The 19,881-nt window shown below is 60.6% G+C and carries 17 protein-coding genes; 10 read left to right on the forward strand and 7 right to left on the reverse strand.

The window, feature by feature from the left end; all coding sequences use genetic code 11:
* Positions 1-208: 208 nt before the first annotated feature.
* Together BN1012_RS12960 and BN1012_RS12965 are read left to right on the forward strand one after the other, a co-directional pair.
* Complete coding sequence (locus tag BN1012_RS12960) at positions 209-2,059, forward strand: acyl-CoA dehydrogenase C-terminal domain-containing protein (protein WP_043949923.1); 1,851 nt, start codon at positions 209-211, stop codon at positions 2,057-2,059.
* A gap of 130 nt (positions 2,060-2,189) precedes the next feature.
* On the forward strand, positions 2,190-2,957 hold the full coding sequence (locus tag BN1012_RS12965; RefSeq protein WP_043949924.1) for an SDR family oxidoreductase: 768 nt from the start codon (positions 2,190-2,192) through the stop codon (positions 2,955-2,957).
* A 956-nt stretch (positions 2,958-3,913) separates the two neighbouring features.
* Here the strand turns inward: BN1012_RS12965 and BN1012_RS12970 are convergent.
* Both BN1012_RS12970 and BN1012_RS12975 read right to left on the reverse strand, forming a co-directional pair.
* Positions 3,914-4,819 (reverse strand): alpha/beta fold hydrolase, encoded by a 906-nt coding sequence (locus tag BN1012_RS12970; protein WP_043949925.1) that lies wholly within the window; start codon positions 4,817-4,819, stop codon positions 3,914-3,916.
* 42 nt (positions 4,820-4,861) lie between these two features.
* On the reverse strand, positions 4,862-5,770 hold the full coding sequence (locus tag BN1012_RS12975; RefSeq protein ID WP_043949926.1) for an alpha/beta fold hydrolase: 909 nt from the start codon (positions 5,768-5,770) through the stop codon (positions 4,862-4,864).
* Positions 5,771-5,942: 172 nt separating this feature from the next.
* Between BN1012_RS12975 and BN1012_RS12980 the strand changes: the two genes are divergently transcribed.
* Genes BN1012_RS12980 through BN1012_RS12995 form a run of 4 tightly spaced genes read left to right on the forward strand, consistent with a single transcriptional unit; the run spans position 5,943 to position 11,057 of the window.
* Positions 5,943-6,617, forward strand: a complete 675-nt coding sequence (locus BN1012_RS12980; RefSeq protein WP_043949927.1) for a 2-hydroxychromene-2-carboxylate isomerase — start codon at positions 5,943-5,945, stop codon at positions 6,615-6,617.
* 6 nt (positions 6,618-6,623) lie between these two features.
* Positions 6,624-8,291, forward strand: coding sequence for a glycerol-3-phosphate dehydrogenase/oxidase (locus BN1012_RS12985; protein WP_043949928.1), 1,668 nt, complete (start codon positions 6,624-6,626; stop codon positions 8,289-8,291).
* A gap of 30 nt (positions 8,292-8,321) precedes the next feature.
* Positions 8,322-9,326, forward strand: a complete 1,005-nt coding sequence (locus BN1012_RS12990) for a diacylglycerol/lipid kinase family protein (protein ID WP_052535288.1) — start codon at positions 8,322-8,324, stop codon at positions 9,324-9,326.
* 42 nt (positions 9,327-9,368) lie between these two features.
* Positions 9,369-11,057, forward strand: a complete 1,689-nt coding sequence (locus BN1012_RS12995) for an FAD-binding oxidoreductase (protein WP_052535290.1) — start codon at positions 9,369-9,371, stop codon at positions 11,055-11,057.
* A 111-nt stretch (positions 11,058-11,168) separates the two neighbouring features.
* Here BN1012_RS12995 and BN1012_RS13000 read toward each other — a convergent pair whose 3' ends face one another.
* Genes BN1012_RS13000 through BN1012_RS13010 form a run of 3 tightly spaced genes read right to left on the reverse strand, consistent with a single transcriptional unit; the run spans position 11,169 to position 13,154 of the window.
* Positions 11,169-12,119: an alpha/beta hydrolase gene (locus BN1012_RS13000; RefSeq protein WP_043949929.1), complete on the reverse strand. Its 951-nt coding sequence runs from the start codon at positions 12,117-12,119 to the stop codon at positions 11,169-11,171.
* A gap of 43 nt (positions 12,120-12,162) precedes the next feature.
* Positions 12,163-12,717 carry a DUF924 family protein gene (locus tag BN1012_RS13005; RefSeq protein WP_043949930.1) on the reverse strand — a complete coding sequence of 185 codons (555 nt, stop codon included), beginning with the start codon at positions 12,715-12,717 and terminating at the stop codon, positions 12,163-12,165.
* Complete coding sequence (locus BN1012_RS13010) at positions 12,714-13,154, reverse strand: MOSC domain-containing protein (protein WP_043949931.1); 441 nt, start codon at positions 13,152-13,154, stop codon at positions 12,714-12,716. Before BN1012_RS13010 ends, BN1012_RS13005 begins: the two co-directional genes overlap by 4 nt.
* Positions 13,155-13,229: 75 nt before the next feature.
* On the opposite strand from BN1012_RS13010, the gene BN1012_RS13015 reads away from it, so the two are divergent.
* The gene (locus tag BN1012_RS13015) at positions 13,230-13,712 is read left to right on the forward strand and encodes a CinA family protein (RefSeq protein WP_052535295.1); all 483 of its coding nucleotides are present in this window, start codon (positions 13,230-13,232) and stop codon (positions 13,710-13,712) included.
* A 209-nt stretch (positions 13,713-13,921) separates the two neighbouring features.
* On the opposite strand, the gene BN1012_RS13020 is transcribed toward BN1012_RS13015, so the two are convergent.
* Both BN1012_RS13020 and BN1012_RS13025 read right to left on the reverse strand, forming a co-directional pair.
* Entirely contained in the window at positions 13,922-15,802 is a 1,881-nt protein-coding gene (locus BN1012_RS13020; RefSeq protein WP_043949933.1) for an AMP-binding protein, read from the reverse strand.
* A 110-nt stretch (positions 15,803-15,912) separates the two neighbouring features.
* The gene (locus BN1012_RS13025; protein WP_043949934.1) at positions 15,913-17,481 is read right to left on the reverse strand and encodes a long-chain-fatty-acid--CoA ligase; all 1,569 of its coding nucleotides are present in this window, start codon (positions 17,479-17,481) and stop codon (positions 15,913-15,915) included.
* 272 nt (positions 17,482-17,753) lie between these two features.
* Here BN1012_RS13025 and BN1012_RS13030 point away from each other — a divergent pair, with 272 nt between their 5' ends.
* Genes BN1012_RS13030 through BN1012_RS13040 form a run of 3 tightly spaced genes read left to right on the forward strand, consistent with a single transcriptional unit; the run spans position 17,754 to position 19,879 of the window.
* A complete protein-coding gene (locus BN1012_RS13030; RefSeq protein WP_052535296.1) occupies positions 17,754-18,299 on the forward strand; it encodes a carboxymuconolactone decarboxylase family protein in 546 nt (181 codons plus the stop codon).
* A gap of 29 nt (positions 18,300-18,328) precedes the next feature.
* Positions 18,329-19,309: an MBL fold metallo-hydrolase gene (locus BN1012_RS13035; protein ID WP_081826395.1), complete on the forward strand. Its 981-nt coding sequence runs from the start codon at positions 18,329-18,331 to the stop codon at positions 19,307-19,309.
* A gap of 3 nt (positions 19,310-19,312) precedes the next feature.
* Positions 19,313-19,879, forward strand: a complete 567-nt coding sequence (locus BN1012_RS13040; RefSeq protein WP_052535297.1) for a carboxymuconolactone decarboxylase family protein — start codon at positions 19,313-19,315, stop codon at positions 19,877-19,879.
* Positions 19,880-19,881: the final 2 nt, after the last annotated feature.

Here is a 19,881-nt window from a genome sequence, read left to right on the forward strand (position 1 = left end):
CAAGTCAGGACCGTTAGGTCCTGCCGACATCGAGAAGCACCCGGACCGCTAAACCTCTATACCCGCTACGTAATTACTGCAAAAATGCGGAGTCGATACCCGCATTTTGCAAATCTGCTGCGGTGCAAAAAAAGCTCGACATGTGCTCCATCGTGGGTACACTGCCCGCCAATTCTAACAACTTTGTCAGTAAGCGAGGGATGGCCACATGCCTACCTATAAAGCCCCTGTCGACGACTTCATGTTTATCTTCCACGACCTCCTGAAAATTCAGGATCGTGACGATCTTCCCGGATTCTCGGACCTCACTGAAGACATGACGCGCGCCATTCTCGAAGGCGGCGGCAAGTTCTGCGAAGAAGTCCTCCAGCCGATCAACCAGTCCGGCGATGCCGAAGGCGCCCACTTTGAAAACGGCGTCGTGCGCGTGCCCGAAGGCTTCAAGGAAGCCTACGAGCAGTATTGCGAAGGCGGCTGGAACCGCCTGGCTGCCCCTGAAAGCCTGGGTGGCGCGGGAATGCCCGCCGTCGTGAGCTTTGCCTTCACGGAAATGGGCATGGCCGCAAACCAGGCCTTCACCATGTATCCCGGCCTCACCAGCGCAGCCTACAGCGCCCTGGCAGCCACCGGCGATGACTGGATGAAAGAGCATGTCGTTCCCAAGATGGTGAGCGGCGAATGGTGCGGCACCATGTGCCTGACCGAGCCCCATTGCGGCACCGACCTCAAGCTCATGAAGACCAAGGCTGTTGAGCAGGACGACGGCACCTACAAGCTGTCCGGCACCAAGATCTTCATCTCCGGCGGCGACCATGACCTGACGGACAACATCGTCCACATGGTAATTGCCAAGATCCCGGACGAAGACGGCAAGTTGGCCGATGACCTGTCCACCGTGAACTTCTTCATGGTGCCCAAGGTCAATGTGGACCCGGAAACAGGTGCCCTGCAGGAGCGCAACGGCGTCTCCACCGGCTCCATCGAAAAGAAGATGGGCATCAAGGCGCAGGCCACCTGCGTGCTCAACTTCGACGACGCCAAAGCCTATCGCCTTGGGCCAAAGCCGCAGCCGAAGTCCGCTGACAGCGGCGACAAGCCAAAATCCAAATCCTCCGGCATGGCCGGCATGTTCGGCATGATGAACGCCGCCCGCATGGGCGTGGGCATCCAGGGCATCGCCATCGGTGACGTCGCCTACCAGAACGGTGCCATCTACGCCAACGAACGCCTCGCCGGCCGCGCGCTCTCCGGGGCAAAAAACCCGGATGCGTCGGCTGATCCCATCATCGTGCACCCGGATGTCCGCCGCATGCTGCTGGCTTCGCGCTCGTTTGTTGAAGGCGCCCGTGCAGTGGCCATGTGGGTATCGCTCATGTTCACCGAGGCCCGTGCGGCCAAGGACGAAAAGGCACGTGAATTTGCTGAAGACATGGGCCAGCTGATGACCCCGATCATCAAGGGCTACTTCACCGACAAGGGTTTTGAAGCCGCCAACAACTCCATGCAGGTCTTCGGTGGCCACGGTTACGTGGCTGACCACGGCATGGAGCAGTTCGTCCGTGATGCCCGCATCAACCAGGTCTATGAAGGCGCCAATGGCGTTCAGGCTCTGGACCTGGTCGGCCGCAAGATGACAGCCAAGGGTGGCCGTGCCCCCATGGCCTTCTTTGCACATGTGCAGGAATTCATCGACGCCAATCAGGGCGATGCCAATCTGAAGGCACTGCTTGATTCGCTTCAGGCAGGCCTTGGTGATCTTCAGCATGCGGCCCTGTGGCTGGCTGAAAACGCGCCCAAGGACTTCGAGCAGGCAGGCGCTGCCTCTTACGATGTCATGACCATATTCGGCATCGTGACGCTCGGCTTCATGTGGGCCCAGATGGCCAAGACCGCTCAGGCCAAGCTTGATGCCGGCGAAGGCGATCCGGAGTTCTACAAGCGCAAGCTGGTGCTCGCAAAGTTCTGGATGGAACGCGAGATGCCCATGACAGCTTCTCTCAAGGTGCGCTCTGCCGCTGGTGCAGAAACACTCATGGAACTTGACGCCGCCAACTTCTAGGCGCGTCACGCACAGATTACGCAGCGTCCGCAAGGATGTGAACGGCGGCAAAGGGGACTCCCCTTCGCCGCCGCTTTGCGTTATGGCCTTGGGGGAACACAGACACACACTCCCCACGAGGACAAAACTCATGAAAAACCTCTTCGATGTTTCCGGCAAAGTTGTCGTCATCACCGGCGGCAGCCGCGGCATTGGCGAAATGATCGCCACCGGCTTCGTAGAAAATGGCGCCAAGGTCTACATCACCGCCCGCAAGGCGGAAGCCTGCGACGCAACCGCTGCCCGCCTGTCTGAAATCGGCACCTGCATCTCGCTGCCCTACGATCTGTCCACCGTTGAAGGCGTCACAGCATTCGCCAAGGAAATCGAGAGCCGCGAAGAAAAGCTCGACGTCCTCATCAACAATGCCGGCGCGGCCTGGGGCGAGCCCATTGATGACTACTCGGAAAAAGGCTGGGACAAGGTTTTTGACATCAACATCAAAGGCCCGTTCTTCCTGACCCAGAAGCTGCTGCCGCTGCTGCGCAAGGCTGCGACATACGAAGAACCAGCCCGCATCATCAACACAGCCTCCATCAACGGCATCGAACCTCCGATCCTTGATACCTTCGCCTACTCCTCCTCCAAGGCCGGCATGATCATGCTGACCCGCCACCTGGCCGGTCGCCTTGCGGACGACAACATCCTCGTCAACGCCATCGCTCCGGGCCCCTTCCCGTCCAACATGATGGCCGCAACCCTTGCCACCATGGGCGACGCCATCAAGGCGGATAACCCGCGCAAGCGCATCGGCGAACCAGAAGACATCGCCGGCGTTGCCATCTTCCTGGCGTCCCGCGCCTCCGCCTACACCACAGGCGCGACGGTTCCGTGCGACGGTGGCGCAAGCCAGGTCTAAGGCTTCCCCGTTTTCTAAAACCGTGTCCCCGGGCTCGACCCGGGGTCCACTCTCAGCAAGCCCAAGCCGCAGCGCTCCGGTCAATCCACAAGCGCTGCGGCAAGCGGCTTTGCGAGTAGGCCCCGGATCGAGCCCGGGGACACGGAATTTCAGGTCCCGCCGCAGCACCAAAAACTCCGCCGGGCCAAAGCCCGCGAAAGCATGAGGGAGAACGGGAGCGCTGCCGTGGCAGCCCGGCCGTTGTGATCAAAAACTGTATCGAGTGCCGCTCCTAAGCAGCGCTCCCGTTACGGATGGTCTTCGGCTCAGACACAAGCAATGGCGCGAGGCGTTACCTCACAGAAATCCACCGCAGCCCTGCTACCGGTCACACATGCATTCCGACACCGGTCTGGCCATGTGCCGCGTCCGCATGCAGGTCCACCGGGGCGATCTTACTTTACGCGCCGGGCCGAGCCTTTGCCGCCTCATGGTCACCTGCGTTCGTTACCCGCAAGCAGCCCACAAGGCCATCCGCCCCCATGCCCAAGCCCGGACGGTCCGGGATGCCCTCAAGCACGAGGCACGCCCAGTATGAGGCCGCCCAAAAGACCGGGGATAGATTCTCAAAAAAAATCCGTAGCCCCGGACTTGATCCGGGGCCTACTCGCAAATGATCAACGGCACAGCCACCGCGAGTGGACCCCGGGTCAAGCCCGGGGATACGGGTGTGCCCTGTGGCTCACACCAAATCCTCGCTGTCATCCCGGGCTTGATCCGGGATCCAGGGCAATCCACTCAAGCCTATCGGTGCTTCTCTGGACCCCGGATCAAGTCCGGGGTGACATGTTGGATGAGGTGTGAGAGCGCCTGGCAAAAAACACAGAGGCAAGCAACGCTGAACTAACAAAAGGCACAAAAAATCCCCCCGGCCGAGACCGGAGGGATTCTTGTCTTCTGACCTCAAGGTCTGAGGCTTATTCAGCCGCCGCAGCCCGACCTTCAGCGGCAGAGCAGTGGGCGCTGATTTCGTCAATCAGCTGTGGCTGCACTTCCTTGGGCAGGTCATGACCCCAGCCTGCGATTTCCACGAGCTTGGAACCCGGAATGTTCGCTGCCGTGTCCCGGCCACCTTCAACCCGCACGAGCGGATCATCAGTGCCGTGCAGCACCAGAACCGGGCAGGTGATCTTCTTCAGACGCTCGCGCCGGTCTCCATCGGCAATGATCGCCGCGTACTGACGGGTCGTGCCTTCAGGATAGTAAGCCCGGTCAAAGGTCTCGCCGGCCCGTGCGCGGGCTTCATCATCGGGCGTTGGAAACCCGGGAGAGCCGATCGCCGCCCGCACACCCATGGAGTGCTTGATGACCGTTTCGCGCTCTTCATTGGCAGGACGCGACAGCAGCGCTGCCATGGCGGCATCCGTTGCCGGAGGCACTTCCTGATTGCCGGTGGTCGAGAAGATCGACGTCATGGATTTGAACCGGTCCGGCCATTCAGCCGCGGCCAGCTGGACGATCATACCGCCCATGGACCCACCAACAATGTGCGCCTTGTCGATGCCCAGCGTATCCAGCACGCCCACCGCATCAGCAGCCATGTCCGTCAGCGTGTAAGGAACCTCCGGCGTCTCACCTGAGAGCACCTTGCCCATCACTTCGCCCGCATCCGGCGTGCCAAGTTCCGGGAACTTCTGCGACAGGCCGACGTCGCGATTATCAAACCGCACCACATGGAACCCACGGTCGACCAGCGCGTTCATCATTTCCGGTGGCCAGTTGATGAGCTGCGCCCCGAAGCCCATCACGAAAATGATGGTGGGGTTGGCCTTGTCGCCAAATGTCTCGACTTCGATGTCGATGCCGTTTGCCTTGATCTGCATGTGTCGCCTCCCAGCGATGTTCGTGTGTTGTTGTCTTGAAAATTACTCAGCCGCCGCGCGCCCGGCTTCAACCTCGCGCACAAATCCGCCGACCTTGTCGAGATAGACCGGCACCAGCGCTTCGGTGAAGTCGTGGCCCATGCCCTCTACGATTTCCAGCCGTGCGCCGGGAATGGCGTCAGCCGTGTCCTTGCCACCTTCAACCGGCACTAGCGGGTCATCCGCCCCGTGCAGCACCATGGTTGGCGCGGTGATTTTTGCCAGCGCCTCATTGCGGGCAGGCGCTGCCAGAATGGCCAGCACCTGGCGGCCAAAGCCCTCCGGGCAGACCATGCGGTCAACGCTTGCCGCTGCAACGGCACGCAGTTCTTCATCCGTACCCGGATATTTCGGGCTGCCGATCACCTTCCACATATCCACGCCCTGCTGGATCATGCCTTCGCGACTGGTATCAGCCGGCGGTGTCAGCAGTGCAGCCATGGCTTCAGGCTTGGCAGGGGGAACATCCGGATTGCCGGTCGTGGACATGATGGAGACCATGCTCTTCACTTTGGCAGGATGACGCGTCGCCACCAGCTGCGCGATCATGCCGCCCATGGAGGCACCCACCACATGGGCTGTCTCGATACCCAGCGCATCCATCAGGCCTGCAGCGTCATCTGCCATATCATCCAGTGAGTAAGGAGACGTCACCGGCTGGCCGGTCAACTGCGCGGTCACAGCGGCCATGATGTCCGGTTCACCGGCCTCTTCAATTTTGCTGGAGAGGCCAACGTCGCGGTTGTCATAGCGAATGACGTAAAAGCCCAGATCAGCCAGACCATTGCAGAAACTCTCCGGCCACATCACCAGCTGGCAGCCCACACCCATGATGAGCAGAAGCGGCGGATTGGCTTTGTCTCCGAAGGTCTCATATTCAAAGGACAGCCCATTGGCTTTGGCCTGAGGCATCACGTTTCTCCCGGTTTCGTCGTTGTTCTGATGTTTTGTCAGCCGGGAGCCTAGCAACTCATCTGGCGCGTTGAAAGCATTAGGCAAATCCGACCGAATACGTCCGATTTTGCTTGGGGTCGCCTGCTCCCGCGCGGTAGCGTGCGCCCAACATACGCAAAGGAATCCAACGATGGCTGCTGACCTCTCCTTCGACCTCTTCTGGTCGTTTCGCTCGCCCTACTCCTATCTGGCGACACCGCGCCTGAAAAAGGTCGTCGAGGATCACAACGTCACCGTCAATGTACGTCCGGTCTATCCCATTGCGGTGCGTATTCCCGGCTTCTTCAAGACCGTGAACCCGCAATGGCCGCCCTATCTGCTGATGGACACCGCCCGCATCGCGGAAATGGAAGAACTGCCTTACGCCTGGCCCAAGCCGGACCCCATCGTCATGGACATCGCATCCGGCGAAGTGCCCGAAGACCAGCCCTACATCCAGCGGCTGACGCGTCTGGGCGTCGCCGCTGCGGAAGCCGGTCACGGCATCGATTTCCTTTACGAAATCAGCTCCATCATCTTTGGCGGTGTCCAGGGCTGGAACGAGGGCGACCATCTGGCCAAGGCCGCGGACCGCGCCGGGCTTGATCTCGCTGAACTCGACACCCGCATTGAAGCGGACCCGGAACACTTTGAAAAAGTGATCGAAGACAACGAAGCCGCCCAGAAGGCGTCGGGCCACTGGGGCGTGCCCCTTATGGTATTCAACGGCGAGCCGTTCTTTGGGCAGGACCGCATCGACATGCTTGTCTGGCGCATGTCGCAGCACGGTCTCGTCCACAACGACAAAGACAAAAAAGAGGCTTAGGCGCATATGCAGCGCGACCTGGAACGCATGGCGGCCACCCGCCACGACCTTCTCATCATCGGCGGCGGCATCACCGGTGCCTGCGTGGCCCGTGACGCGGCCCTGCGCGGCCTGTCCGTCGCGCTGGTCGAGAAGAAGGACTTTTCCTCTGCCACGAGTTCCGGCTCCTCCAAGCTGGTGCATGGCGGCCTGCGCTACCTCGCCAATTTCGAATTGAGCCTTGTGCGTGAAAGCCTGCGCGAGCGCCGCACCTGGGAGGCTATCGCGCCCCATATGGTGACGCCGGTGCCGTTCCTCGTACCGCTCTACGGCATGGCCTCCACCATCCAGCTCAAGATCGGCCTGACCCTCTATGACATGCTGTCCTATGACCGCAATCGGCTGGACGATCCCGACAAGCACATGCCGCGCCACAAGCGCCTCTCCCGTGAAGAAGCGCTGAAGCACGCCCCCTACCTCAAGAAGGAAGGGCTGACCGGCGCCATGATCTATTACGATTGCCAGACCTATGCCCCCGAGCGGGTCGGCGTGGAATGCATCGGTGATGCCGCCGACAATGGCGCCCACATCGCCAATTATGCGCAGGTCGATGAAATCCTCACCGAAGTTGATGGCGCCAAACGCAAGGTCACTGGTGCCCGCGTCACAGACCTGCTGGATGGCAGCAGCCACGAAATCAAGGCGGACCTCACCATCAACGCCACCGGCCCGTGGGGCGACATCGTGATGGCGCTGGCAGAAAAAGGCGGCAAGCCGTCGCGCGGTCTCATCCGCTCCAAAGGCATCCACCTCATTACCCGCAAGCTGACCGACAACATGGCGCTGGCTGTACTGCCCAAGGGCGGCGGGCACTTCTTCGTCATTCCCTGGCGCGACCACACCATCATCGGCACCACCGACACGGTGTTTAACGGCAAGCCGGATGAGCTGGGCGTCAGTGAAAAGGACATCGGCGACTTCATCGAGATCATTAATACGGGCCTTCCCGGCCTGAATCTGACCCGCGATGACGTGGAACATTTCTACGCGGGCCTGCGCCCGCTGGTAGACACCAATCCGAACGATGAAGAAAAAGACAGCTACAGCGCCTCACGCGCCGCTGAAATCTTCGATCACGGCACCGAAGGTCTGGACGGCCTGCTGTCGGCCCTTGGCGGCAAATGGACTACCTCCCGGCATCTGGCCGAAGAAGTGACGGACATGGCCTACGAAAAACTCGGCAAGGCCCCCGCCAGATGCACGACCGCCCAGACGCCCGTGCAGGGTGGGGAAATTACCCGCTACAGCGAGTTTGAAGCAGCTGCCCTCTCCCGCCTGCCCAACATGCCTCAGGATGTCGTGCGCAATCTCGCCCGCAACTATGGCAGCCGACTGGACGATGTGGTGGATGTGGCCGAGCACGAGGGCAAGCCGGAGCTGCTGGAGCCCCTGTCCAACATCTCGCCGACCATCGGCGCGCAGGTGCTGTATTCCATCCGCACCGAGATGGCGCGCTCCTTGGACGATATTCTCCAGCGCCGCACAGGCCTTGGCACATTGGGCCATCCCGGCCACGATACGCTGAGACGAATCGCTGACATTGCCGGCGATGAACTGGGATGGGATCCGGGTGAAAAAGAACGCCAGATTGCCGAAGCGGAACTGCGCTTCGCCACACGCGACGACGCCGCCTAGGCCAGACATGTCGTGGCGGGCGGTAGTGTCATGAGTGACGCGCCCGCAACAAGCCAGGCACCAAAGCCCTTTGCGCTGACCGATGGCGCAAAAGTGCATGTGATCGCCAATCCGCAATCAGCAGGCGGCAGCACCTCCAAACGCTGGGACGAATTGCTGGCCACCATCAACCGCGCCGTTACGCCCATCACAGGCCTGCCCGTCGAGACATCATTGACGACGGGGCCGTGGGACGCAGCCCGGCTCGCCACTCAGGCCCTCAAGGACGGCGCGGATCAGATCATCGCTGTCGGCGGCGACGGCACCATTCATGAATGCATCAACGGCTTTTTTGAAAACGCCCGGTTGATCAATCCCGATGCGGTGCTCGCCATCCTGCCTGCGGGCACGGGCGGCGACTATCGCCGCACTTTCGGCATTCCCACGGACATCGAGCAGGCCGCAGACATCTGCGCCCGCGGTGACGCCCGCAGCGTGGATCTTGGCCGCATCTCCTATGTCGCCGACGATGGCTCGAAGGAAACCCGCTACTTCAACAACATCGCCAGCTTCGGCCTATCCGGTGTCGTGGACCGCGCCGTCAACAAGGCCACATGGCCAAAGATGCTCGGCGGCAAGTTCACCTTCGCCTGGTGCACACTGTGGGCCGCCCTGCGCTACAAGCCCGAGCCCGTGCGCATAAAAATGGATGAACGCTACGACGAAGTTTTCAATGTCGGCACGGCGGCGGTTGCCATCGGACAGTATTTTGGCGGCGGCATGCACATGGCCCCCATGGCAGAACCAGATGACGGTGTGTTCGACGTGGTCATTATGACTGATACGACATTGAAGGACCTCGTGGCGGGCGATGGCGACCTCTACAAGGGCACACACATCCAAAGCCCGAAAGTCATCGCCACCCGCACCAGCACGTTGCTCGCCCTGCCCATCGACGAAAACGCCGAAGTCCTGATTGATATCGACGGTGAGGCACCAGGTCGCCTCCCCGCGAGCTTTGAAATTCTGCCAAAAGCGATCAGACTGCGCACGTAAGACGAACAACCTGGGCAGACCACCCCATCAAAGGGCAAAGACATGACGATTGATCGCACAAGTTTGCGCTGGAATGGCTGGGGTCCAACCGCCCAGCCAGACGCCCTGCCCGATGGATCCCCCGCATGGGACTGGATCGCAGATGCACTGGGCATCTCGTCACCCCTGCCCAAAACGCCGGCCAAGGACCTGAGCGACTGCACCGTGCCTGCGTCCGGCCTTGATGGCGAAACGCGCCTTGAGCTGGAGCGCATCGTCGGCGCCAATCAGGTACATGTGGGCGACTACGAGCGCGCCTTCCACGCCCGCGGCAAGAGCTACCATGACCTGCTGTGGATGCGTGCCGGCAACATCTCCAACGCGCCGGACGCAGTCGTCTATCCGCGCAGCGAAGAAGAAGTGCAGCGGCTCGTCGAGTTTGCCGCAGCCAGTGACATCGTGCTCGTGCCCTATGGCGGCGGCTCAAGCGTCGTTGGTGGCGTCACTGCCCGTGAGGAGGGTGAAACCCGCCTGTGCATCACGGTCGACACCACCTTGATGGCGTCCCTGCTGAGCATTGACGAAACCGCCATGACGGCAACCGCGCAGGCGGGCATCTATGGTCCGGCGCTGGACACAGCCCTGTCGAACCACGGCGTGCGCCTTGGCCACTATCCCCAGAGCTTTGAGTATTCAACCCTTGGTGGCTGGGTGGCCGCGCGCGGCGCAGGCCAAAACTCCATCCGCTATGGCCGCGCTGACAAATGGCTGGTGTCTGCCCATGTCGCCACGCCTTCCGGCCTGTGGCGCACGGAAGCCACACCGGGGTCTGCAGCCGCCCCCAACCTCAACCAGCTGGTGGCCGGCAGCGAGGGCACGCTGGGCATCATCACCCAGGCGACATTCAAAATTCATGATGTTCCGGAAACGGAGGATTACCGCGGCTATCTCTTCCGCAGCTTTGCGGAAGGTGCTGACGCCATCCGCCAGATCGTGCAGGCGGAAATTCCCACTGCCATGCTGCGCCTGTCAGACCCAGACGAAACCTACTTCTTCCGCACGCTTTCAAGCGTCGGCAAGGAAAAAGGCATCAAGGACAATCTCGCCGACGCCTATCTGCGCCTGCGCGGCTATGCCGACAAACCCTGCGTGCTGTTGATCGGCATGGAAGGCAGCGCGGTCAATGTGTCCTATGCGCGAGATCGCGCCGCCCGGATCATCGCTGCGACCGGCGGTCTGCATGCAGGCAAGTCTCCCGGCACAAGCTGGAAGGCTGGCCGCTTCCACGGCCCCATGGTCCGTGACCCGATGATGGATCACGGCCTGGGCGTCGATACGCTGGAAACATCCACCTTCTGGTCCAACATCGAAACGCTGCACAAGGCCGTCACCGACGCCATCGCCACATCTACCAAGGAAACCCTTGATGGCCCCGGCCAGCAGGGCATTGTCATGGCCCATATCAGCCACGCCTATGCGGATGGTGCCAGCCTCTACTTCACCTTCGTGTTTCCCCGCCGCCACGATGGCGGGCTGGAAGGTGAAATCGAGCAATGGCTGACGATCAAGCGCGCAGCCTCGGATGCCATCGCTGCCAATGGCGGCACAATCTCCCATCACCATGGTGTGGGCACGGATCACGCCCCGTGGCTGGGTCAGGAAAAAGGCCCCATCGGCATGCAGACCCTGAGTGCCGTCAAAAACTCCATCGACCCCAAAGGCGTGATGAACCCCCGCAAGGTGCTGGGCTAACCCTGCCACCCGCGCGTCCCCGGGCTTGACCCGGGGTCCACTCTTGCTTGCTGATCAGTTTGGCGCAGGCGGGTAGGCCCCGGGTCAAGCCCGGGGACACGGCACTGGAGGTTAATGCGCCAGCGCCGCCGCCAGCTTGTCCGCCGCGACCTTCACCGCTTCCTTCGATACATCAAGGACACCTTGCATGTTGAAGAAACCGTGGATCATGCCCGGATAGTCAACGTATTCAGCCTTGGTGCCCGCCGCATTGAGCGCATCCGCATAGGCCTTGCCTTCATCCCGCAGAGGATCAAACCCGGCGGTAATCACATAGGCCGGTGGCAACCCGGAAAGATCATCGGCACTGAGGGGGGAGGCAAACGGCTCGGAGCGCGCCGCATCATTGCCGCCCATGTAATTACCTTCAAACCAGCGCATGGTTTCCTTTTCAAGGAAGTAGCCTTCGGCAAATTCCGTGCGTGATCCCCACTGGTCGGCGTCTGTAAAGTCGGTGGTGGGATAGATCAGCATCTGAAACGCGATCTGCGGGCCCTTCTTGGCTTTCGCCATCAGGCATACAACAGCGGCAAGGTTGCCGCCCGCACTGTCCCCGGCTACCGCAATGGAGTTGGGGTCGATGCCAAGCGTTCCCGCATTGGCTTCCACCCATTTGGTCGCCGCGTAGCAGTCATCCGCTGCTGCCGGATACACGTGCTCCGGCGCCAGCCGGTAATCCACCGCCACAACGCGCACGCCTGCTTCGTTGGCGAGTGTCCGGCACAGGGCATCGTGGGTCACAAGATTGCCGATCACAAAACCACCGCCGTGAAAGAACACAAGGCACGGCAGCGACGAGCTGCCACCGGCAACCGGCGTATAAACGCGCGCGGGAATGTCGCCCGCAGGGCCGGGAATGGAAATGTCTTCCGTCTTGCCGATGGGTGCGTCCGGCAGATCCAATACCGCTGCCATGCCTTCATACGTGGCACGCGCATCATCCAGCGGCAAATCCCACAACTTTGGTGCCGGGTTTTCGGCAAGCTGGGCGAGCATCGCCTCCACCTGGGGATCAAGTGACATTGCGTTTCCTCAAATTGTTGTCGTGTTTTGTGTTGCCCGCAGTCTAGCCGGAAAAAGCCCCTTCGCTAGAGAGGTAATTTTTCTCCTCCTGGGTGCTGTCGCGACCAAACAGGATATTCCGGTGGGGAAACCGGCCAAAACGCGCAATCAGATCACGGTGCAGAATGGCGAATTTCAACGTGTCCTCCGCCTTGGGCAGGCGCTCCCTCACCAGTTCAATGCACCGCTCCTGATCAGCCAACGCTTCTGAATGCATGAAGGGCATGTAGAACCACGAACGGTTCTCCTCGTCCGTGGCCATGTCGTGCCCGTCCGCAATGGCCTGCTGGGTCACAGCCAGCGCGCGGGCGTCATAAGCAAAGGCCTTGGCTGACCCGCGGTGCAGATTGCGCGGAAACTGGTCCATCAAAATGACCAGCGCCAGCGCCCCCTCCGGAGTGCCTGCCCAGTCCGCATAGTGGCCTTCACCCGCTGCTACCACGGCATCGCCAAACCGTGATGCGATTTCCGCATCAAATGCTTCGTCCTTGCTGAACCATTTTTTCGGTCCCGCTGTCAGCCAGAACTCAACCACGTCATGGGCCGTTACGTCACTCACGCCAATACCTCCACCGGATCACCCACCCGAATGATGCCTGCCTTTTCAACAGTGCAACAGGCCCCACCGCGCCAATCAGGTTTCAGCGCATCTTTAAGTCCACTTTCAAACTCATCCATCAAGAAGCATGGCTGCGTCTGCATGGCGATGGTGAAAAGCACCTCACCAATGCGCAGCTGCCGGTGCTTGGTGAAGGCCAGGTCAACGCCTTCCACCAGAACATTCGCCCGCCTTGTGGTCCAGTCCAGCTCCTTGCCAAGGTCGGTGCACGCGGCCTCCCATGCTTCCCGCGAAATGACGGTCACCTGACGGCCTTTCTTGTGGCCGCGCGGGTCCCCCTCAACGCCTTTATCAAGACTGATTGCGGTTTCGCGCAGCAGTTCCATTGGCCCGCGCTTTACAAGGCACCGGGCGATGGCAAGAACACGTCCACTCATGCATTCTGTTCCTCAATCAATGTGCAGGCGTGAACCCTGCCCCACTCAACAAAGGCTGACAATTTGGAAACGCTATTGCCGCTCGCACAAAAGGTTGCAGAAATTCTCAAGGCCCGTGGCGAGGCCATTGCCATCGGTGAAAGCGCAGGCGGCGGTCTTGTCTCCGCGGCTTTGATTGCCCAGCCCGGCGCCTCGGCGTTCTTTCTGGGCGGGACAGTCATCTATACGCCCCAGGCCGGCCGCGCCATCCGAGACCGCACGACCCTGAACCTCAAGGGGCTTGAACCCCTCACGCCCCCCTTCGCGCAGGAACTGGCGGACGGCTATCGCCGACAGATGCAATGTGACTGGACCACAAGCGAAATGGGCGCCGCCGGTCCCGCAGGCTCCCCCTACGGCCCCAAGCCCGGCACAGCCGTGGTGGCAGTGTCCGGCCCCGTCTGCGATGCCAGACTTGTGGAAACAGGCATGGACACCCGCATCGACAACATGCGCGCCTTCGGCAAGGCCCAGCTTGACCTGCTGCTGGAGTGCATCGCCAAAGCCGACAAGCAATAACCGTGTCTCGGGGTCGCGCGCCCAACCAAAGCGCTGCGTCATACACCGCAGCAACCAAGAGTGGACCCCGGATCAAGTCCGGGGATACGGATTTCGTTGGACCAGCACCCACCGTGTCTCCGGGCTTGACCCGGAGCCTACTCGCAGTCGCTACAAACCGCAGCAAGGGCGAGTGGACCCAGGGTCAGGCCCGGGGATACCGACTACATTTAGATCACGATCACCCCGTCATCGGGGTCATCCGCATAAAGCACATCCACCAGAGCAGCGCGACGCTCAAGCGTCGCCCGCTGATTGATGTAGCCCTTGTCGGTAATTTCATGCCCGTCAATGGACGGTGGCTCCGTCATCAGATGCACCCTCTTGATGCGACCCGATGATCCGCCCGCATCCTTGTTGTGCGCGGCAATCTTGTCCTTGACCGCCGCAACAACAGCCGGGTGCTTCACCATTTCCTCTGGCGTTGAGGCACCGGCAGCGAGCTCTGCAACCGCTGCCATGTTCGGCCATGCCAGCAGCGCCACAAAGGGTTTGTCCAGCCCGCACACCACCGCGTCCTGCAGCAATGGCGACGCCGCCGCCACGACGTCAGCCCGCAGCGTGCCTGCCGACACCCATGTGCCCGACGAGAGTTTGAAGTCTTCGGTCACCCGCCCGTCAAAAACCAGGCCCTGGGCGGGATCATCCGGATCCACGAACTTGCCTGCGTCCCCCAGCTTGTAGAAGCCGTCTTCATCAAAGGCGTCCGCCGTCTTATCAGGATCATTCAAATAGCCCGGCGTCACCGTTGCTCCCTTGACGCGCACTTCCTTCTTGGTGCCGTTGGGCACAAGCTTGAGTGTCAGCCCCGGCAGCGGCAGACCGATCAGCCCCACACGCTCGGTGATCCAGTGGACAACCGTAATGCCCTGCGTCTCCGTCGCGCCATACATGGTCGTGAACGGCATCCGCATGCCTGTCTCGGCAATCGCCAGGGCCTGCATACGGTCATACAGATCATTGGAGAGCGTCGCACCGCCATAGGCCATGTATTTTAGCTTGGCGAAGAAACTCTTGCGCAGATCCTTATCGCGCTCCATCGCATCCGCCAGCATCGCAAAGGCAATGGGCGCTGACCCGAAAACCTGCGGCGACACTTCGCGCAGATTGGCAATCGTCTGGTCAAACATGCCGGGGATCGGCTTGCCCGCATCCAGATACAGGGTGCCGGCGTTGTTCAGCACGTTGTTGAAGCTGATATTGCCCGCGGAAATGTGGTTCCAGGGCATCCATTCCAGCGTTTCAGGTACTTCGTCCGAGTCCGGCTCTTCGTCGCGCAACGCTTCCTGGCCGGCCACCACAGCGCACATCATGCCCTGGGTCTGCAACACACCCTTGGGCATGCCGGTGGAGCCGGACGTAAACAGATACTTGCCCACCGTCTCGTGATCGATCTGGTCCATGCTGGCCTGGACCGCCTCGCGGTCCACCGGTGACAGACACAGCAACTCATACGTCTGTGCGCCATCGGGCACCTTGTCTGCCGCGCCGGACTTGGCTTCGCAGACCACAAGTTCGATGCCCTCCATGTCAATGTCGGCAATGGCACCGGCAAACAGCTCCGCATTGTCCACATAGATCATGCTGGGCTGCGTGACCTTCACCACATGCTTGAGTTTCTCATGCCCCGGGCTCATCAACGAATAGGGCACGGAGATGGGCGCCACCGGCACCCGCGCCTTCATGGCGCCGAGCATCAGCACGCCATGCTCAATGGCATTGCCAGACAGGGTCATCAGCGGTGTATCCGGCCCCATGCCCCGCGCCAGCAGGGCCGACGCGATGGCGTCCGACTTGGCGCTCGCCTCACCATAGGTCACGAACTGCCACGCGCCGGCCATGTCACGCTCGCCGATGAAGTTGCGCGCCGGGTGGTCGCGGGCGGCATCATCCAGCATATGGGGCACGCTGCGCGGCATGTCTCCCAGGGGATAGTCGGATGCGATGGTCACTGACCCGTCAGCCAGATGCTCCACCGTTACTTTCGGCGGCTTTTGCGGCAGCGGCTTGAAGGGTGGCAGGCTGTCGTCGACTTTGGCGGCTTCACTCATGGGGCGTGTCCTCGGATATGTTTTTTCCCACTAAAGCACAAAAGGCGCGCCCCTATCCAAGTCTGGATGTCAGGGCGCGCCTTTCGTCTCGTCGTCTCGTATGAAGCAAGTTAGCCGACCTTGCGGTCGTGACCTTCCCAATGCGGATCACGCAGCTCGCGGCGCAGGATCTTGCCGGACGGATTGCGCGGCAGCGCATCAATGAAGTCCACCGTCTTGGGCACCTTGTAGCCCGCAATCTGTGTCTTGGCCCAGGAGATGATTTCCTTGGGGTCCGGAGACTTGCCCTGCTCAGCCACAACAATGGCCTTCACAGCTTCGCCCCATTTTTCATCCGGCACACCGACAACAGCCACGTCGGCAATCTCGGGATGCTTGAAGAGTGCGTTCTCGACTTCCGCCGGATACACGTTTTCACCGCCGGACACGATCATGTCCTTCACCCGGTCATGGATGTAGACGAAGCCTTCATCGTCCTTGTAGCCAGCGTCGCCCGTATAGAACCACTCGTTCTTGATCGCCCCTTCGGTGGCTTCCTGACGGTTCCAGTAGCCCTTCATGATGCAGCCGGACTTGATGATGATTTCACCAACATCGCCGGTCGCCACTTCCTTGCCGTCCTCATCAATGATCTGGACTTCAACGCCCGGGCTTGGCTGACCACATGAGCGCAGCTTGCCGCGCGCAGGATCGTGATCCTCCGGCTTCAGCACCGTGCCGCCGCCGGTTGTTTCCGTCAGGCCATAGACCTGAATGAAGTTACACTTGAACAGGTCCTGCGCCTGCAGCAACAGATCTTCCTGAATGGGAGATGCACCATAGAGAATGTAACGCAGGCAGGAGTAATCCACCTCCTTTACATTCGGCATCATGGTCAGGAACAGGATCACCGCCGGCACCATGAACGCAATGGACACGCGCTGCTCGGTGATGGCATCCAGAATGCCCGCCGGGTCCACATCCTTCATGATGATGTTGGTGCAGCCCTGCGCGTGGCCGATCACGCCCACATTCACACCGGCCACATGGAACAGCGGCATGACCACGAGGTTCTTGTCCTCAGGCTCCCACTGCGCCCAGCCGGCACGCTCCGCCTGATCCAGCACGGAAATGTAGTTGGCGTTGGTCAGCTGCACGCCCTTTGGATACCCGGTAGTGCCGGATGTGTAGAGCTGAATGATGTCGTCATCGGGCCCCATGTCGATATGCGGGTCCGTGGCTTCAAACTTGTCGCGCCACTCGGTGAAGGATTCCCATTCCGGATGCCCGCCATCAAGGGCAATGACCTTGCGCACCTTTGGGCAATTTGCGAGCGCTGCGCCCACCGTGTCGTAGAAATCTTCGCTGACGAACACGATTTCCGAGTGGCTGTCAGTCAAGATGTACTCAACTTCCGGTCCGGCCAGACGCCAGTTGACGCCCACCACAACCGAGCCCGCCTTGAAGGCCCCGTTGAGCATTTCAAAATAGTGGTCCGAGCCCTTGCCCATGAAGGCAATGCGGCCGTCCTTCTTCATGCCCTCGGCAATCAGCCCCTGCCCGACCTGGCAGGCGCGTTTGTCCAGATCCCCATAGGTCGTCTCACGACCCTCGAAAACCTGCGCGATGTGGTCAGGACGTGTCCGCGCCTGATAGCGCGTGATGTCACCAATCACTTTGATGTTGTCGAAATCAATCATGTCTCGCTCCCCAAGATGCCCCTTTTAATTCCGGGGCTTTAACGTCTTCTCTTGGCGATAAGTCTAGCGCGTGGTGGCACGCTGGCAATCACAACACGCAACATACGGTGCTTTTTTGCAGTGAAATTGCCCCGAATTAGCAGTGAGTCTGCTCGCTTTGCGGGCAGACAGCGGTTTATGCTGCTGCTCCGGCCCCTGACAGAACGTCAAATGACAGAGTGTCAAATTCACAAGAACACGTTGCAAAAAGACCGGATACAGAGGGAAAACAAATGGCACGCATCGACTACGCAGACCCCAGCACGCTGGAGGGCCTCTCCGCCAAGGCATTTGAGAACGCACCGCCCATCAATATCTTCAAAATGCTTGCCCACACCGGCCCGCTGTTTGGACGCTTCATGCAGTTCGGCGGCGGCATTCTTTCTGAAACAGAAATCGATCCGGAATTGCGCGAGCTTGCCATCCTGCGTGTCGGTCACCTGTCCGGCGCGGCCTACGAAGTGCAGCAGCACGAAACAATCTCTCGCCAGATGAAGATGCGCGAAGAGCTCATCTCAGCTGCCCGCACCGGTGACACCAAAGACCTGACCGAGATCGAAGCTCAAGTCATGGCTTTCACCGATGACATTCTCAAAAACGTCAAAGCGTCCGACGCCACCTTCAATCCGCTGCTCGAAAAACTTGGGCCCCGCCAGCTGCAGGAACTCACCATCACCGTTGGTTTCTACATGCTGGTGTCCCGCTACCTTGAAACCTTCGAGGTTGACCTTGAAGACGGCGAGGTTCCAGATCTCGCCAAAGTCACCCGCACCAAATAGCCACCTCGCACAACGCAGGAGACCAGATCATGGGCATCGACGTAACTGGATTGGGCATTCCCAAATACACCTACACCAAGGGTCTGCATGAGCTGGGCAACGGCGCCTATGCATGGCTTCAGCCTGATGGCGGCTGGGGCTGGTCCAACTCCGGCATGATCGTTGATGGCGATCAGTCGCTCATCGTCGATACCCTGTTCGACGTACCCCTGACCCGCGACATGCTGGACGCCTATCGCAAGGCCGAGCCCAAGGCGGCTGACACCATCGGCATGCTGGTCAACACCCACCACAATGGCGACCATTGCTACGGCAATGAGTGCTGCGAGGGCGCGGAGATCATCGCCCACAAACTGGCCGCAGAAGCCATGGCCCATGAGCCACCTGAAATGCTGGTGGGTTTCCTCGAGGCGGCACCGGATCTTGGCGACCTTGGGGCCTACCTCACCAAATGCTTCGGCGTGTTTGATTTCAAGGGCGTGACGCCCACCCTGCCCACCACCACCTTTGAAGGTTCCCTGACCCGCAAAGTCGGCAACAAGGACGTGCATTTGCTGAGTGTCGGCCCGGCACATACGCCCGGCGACATCATCGTGCACGTGCCCGACAACAAGACCGTCTACACCGGCGACATCCTCTTCATCGAAGGTCATCCAATTCTGTGGGAAGGCCCCGTCGAAAACTGGATCAACGCCTGTGACGCCATCTGCGCCATGGACGTGGATACGGTCGTGCCCGGCCACGGCCCCATCACCGACAAGCGCGGCGTCAAAGCCCTGCAGCAATATCTGGTCTATGTCCGCGACGAAGCCCGTAAGCGCTATGACGCCGGCCTCTCCTGCTTTGAGGCAGCCCAGGACATCGACATGAGCGACTATGACAGCTGGGGCGACGGCGAACGCATCGCCGTCAATGTTGCAACGCTCTATCACGAGTTTTCCGGCGATCCGCGCCCGGACACCGCCACCCTGTTCGGCTGGATGGCCGAACTCGACAAACGCAGAGGCTGATCCGTGCCACGCATTCCCTATCCGGAAACCGACGACATCACACCTGAAAACGCTGCCCTGCTGGCGGACCTGCCCGACCTCAACGTCTTCAAGATGATGGCCCGCTCCGGCGCGGCCTTCGCGCCCTTCATGGCGCTGGTAAATGCCTACCTGAATGACGGCACCCTCGACCCTGAGTTGCGCGAACTTGTGATCCTGCGGGTCGGCCACAGCCGCAGCGCCCAGTATGAAGTCTGGCACCATGAGCGCGTCGCCCGTGAGCTTGGCATGGCCGAAGACCGCATCATGGCGGCAGGCGCGCCGCTGCCCTCGCCTCTTCTCACCGACATCGAGAACGCAGCCCTCGCCTTTGCCGACGACGTGGTGGAAAACACCCGCGCGTCAGACACGACCTTCGATGCAGTACATGCCCATCTCGGCGACAACCAGACAGCCGAACTGCTTGTCATTGTCGGCGTCTATCAGATGGTCTGTTCCTTCCTGGAGACCATGGATATCGAAATCGAGTCCGGTCCGGTGCCAGAAGGCCGCCTTGAGAAAATCGCAACCGGCGTATCAAACGCATCCTGAAA

The organism is Candidatus Phaeomarinobacter ectocarpi, from assembly GCF_000689395.1.
GTDB lineage: Bacteria > Pseudomonadota > Alphaproteobacteria > CGMCC-115125 > CGMCC-115125 > Pyruvatibacter > Pyruvatibacter ectocarpi.

Excerpts from the sequence above, each read along its gene's own strand:
- BN1012_RS12960 (WP_043949923.1), top strand. The coding sequence starts at position 209 with ATGCCTACCTATAAAGCCCCTGTCGACGACTTCATGTTTATCTTCCAC.
- BN1012_RS12965 (WP_043949924.1), top strand. The coding sequence starts at position 2,190 with ATGAAAAACCTCTTCGATGTTTCCGGCAAAGTTGTCGTCATCACCGGC.
- BN1012_RS12970 (WP_043949925.1), bottom strand. The coding sequence starts at position 4,819 with ATGCAGATCAAGGCAAACGGCATCGACATCGAAGTCGAGACATTTGGC.
- BN1012_RS12975 (WP_043949926.1), bottom strand. The coding sequence starts at position 5,770 with ATGCCTCAGGCCAAAGCCAATGGGCTGTCCTTTGAATATGAGACCTTC.
- BN1012_RS12980 (WP_043949927.1), top strand. The coding sequence starts at position 5,943 with ATGGCTGCTGACCTCTCCTTCGACCTCTTCTGGTCGTTTCGCTCGCCC.
- BN1012_RS12985 (WP_043949928.1), top strand. The coding sequence starts at position 6,624 with ATGCAGCGCGACCTGGAACGCATGGCGGCCACCCGCCACGACCTTCTC.
- BN1012_RS12990 (WP_052535288.1), top strand. The coding sequence starts at position 8,322 with ATGAGTGACGCGCCCGCAACAAGCCAGGCACCAAAGCCCTTTGCGCTG.
- BN1012_RS12995 (WP_052535290.1), top strand. The coding sequence starts at position 9,369 with ATGACGATTGATCGCACAAGTTTGCGCTGGAATGGCTGGGGTCCAACC.
- BN1012_RS13000 (WP_043949929.1), bottom strand. The coding sequence starts at position 12,119 with ATGTCACTTGATCCCCAGGTGGAGGCGATGCTCGCCCAGCTTGCCGAA.
- BN1012_RS13010 (WP_043949931.1), bottom strand. The coding sequence starts at position 13,154 with ATGAGTGGACGTGTTCTTGCCATCGCCCGGTGCCTTGTAAAGCGCGGG.
- BN1012_RS13020 (WP_043949933.1), bottom strand. The coding sequence starts at position 15,802 with ATGAGTGAAGCCGCCAAAGTCGACGACAGCCTGCCACCCTTCAAGCCG.
- BN1012_RS13025 (WP_043949934.1), bottom strand. The coding sequence starts at position 17,481 with ATGATTGATTTCGACAACATCAAAGTGATTGGTGACATCACGCGCTAT.
- BN1012_RS13030 (WP_052535296.1), top strand. The coding sequence starts at position 17,754 with ATGGCACGCATCGACTACGCAGACCCCAGCACGCTGGAGGGCCTCTCC.
- BN1012_RS13035 (WP_081826395.1), top strand. The coding sequence starts at position 18,329 with ATGGGCATCGACGTAACTGGATTGGGCATTCCCAAATACACCTACACC.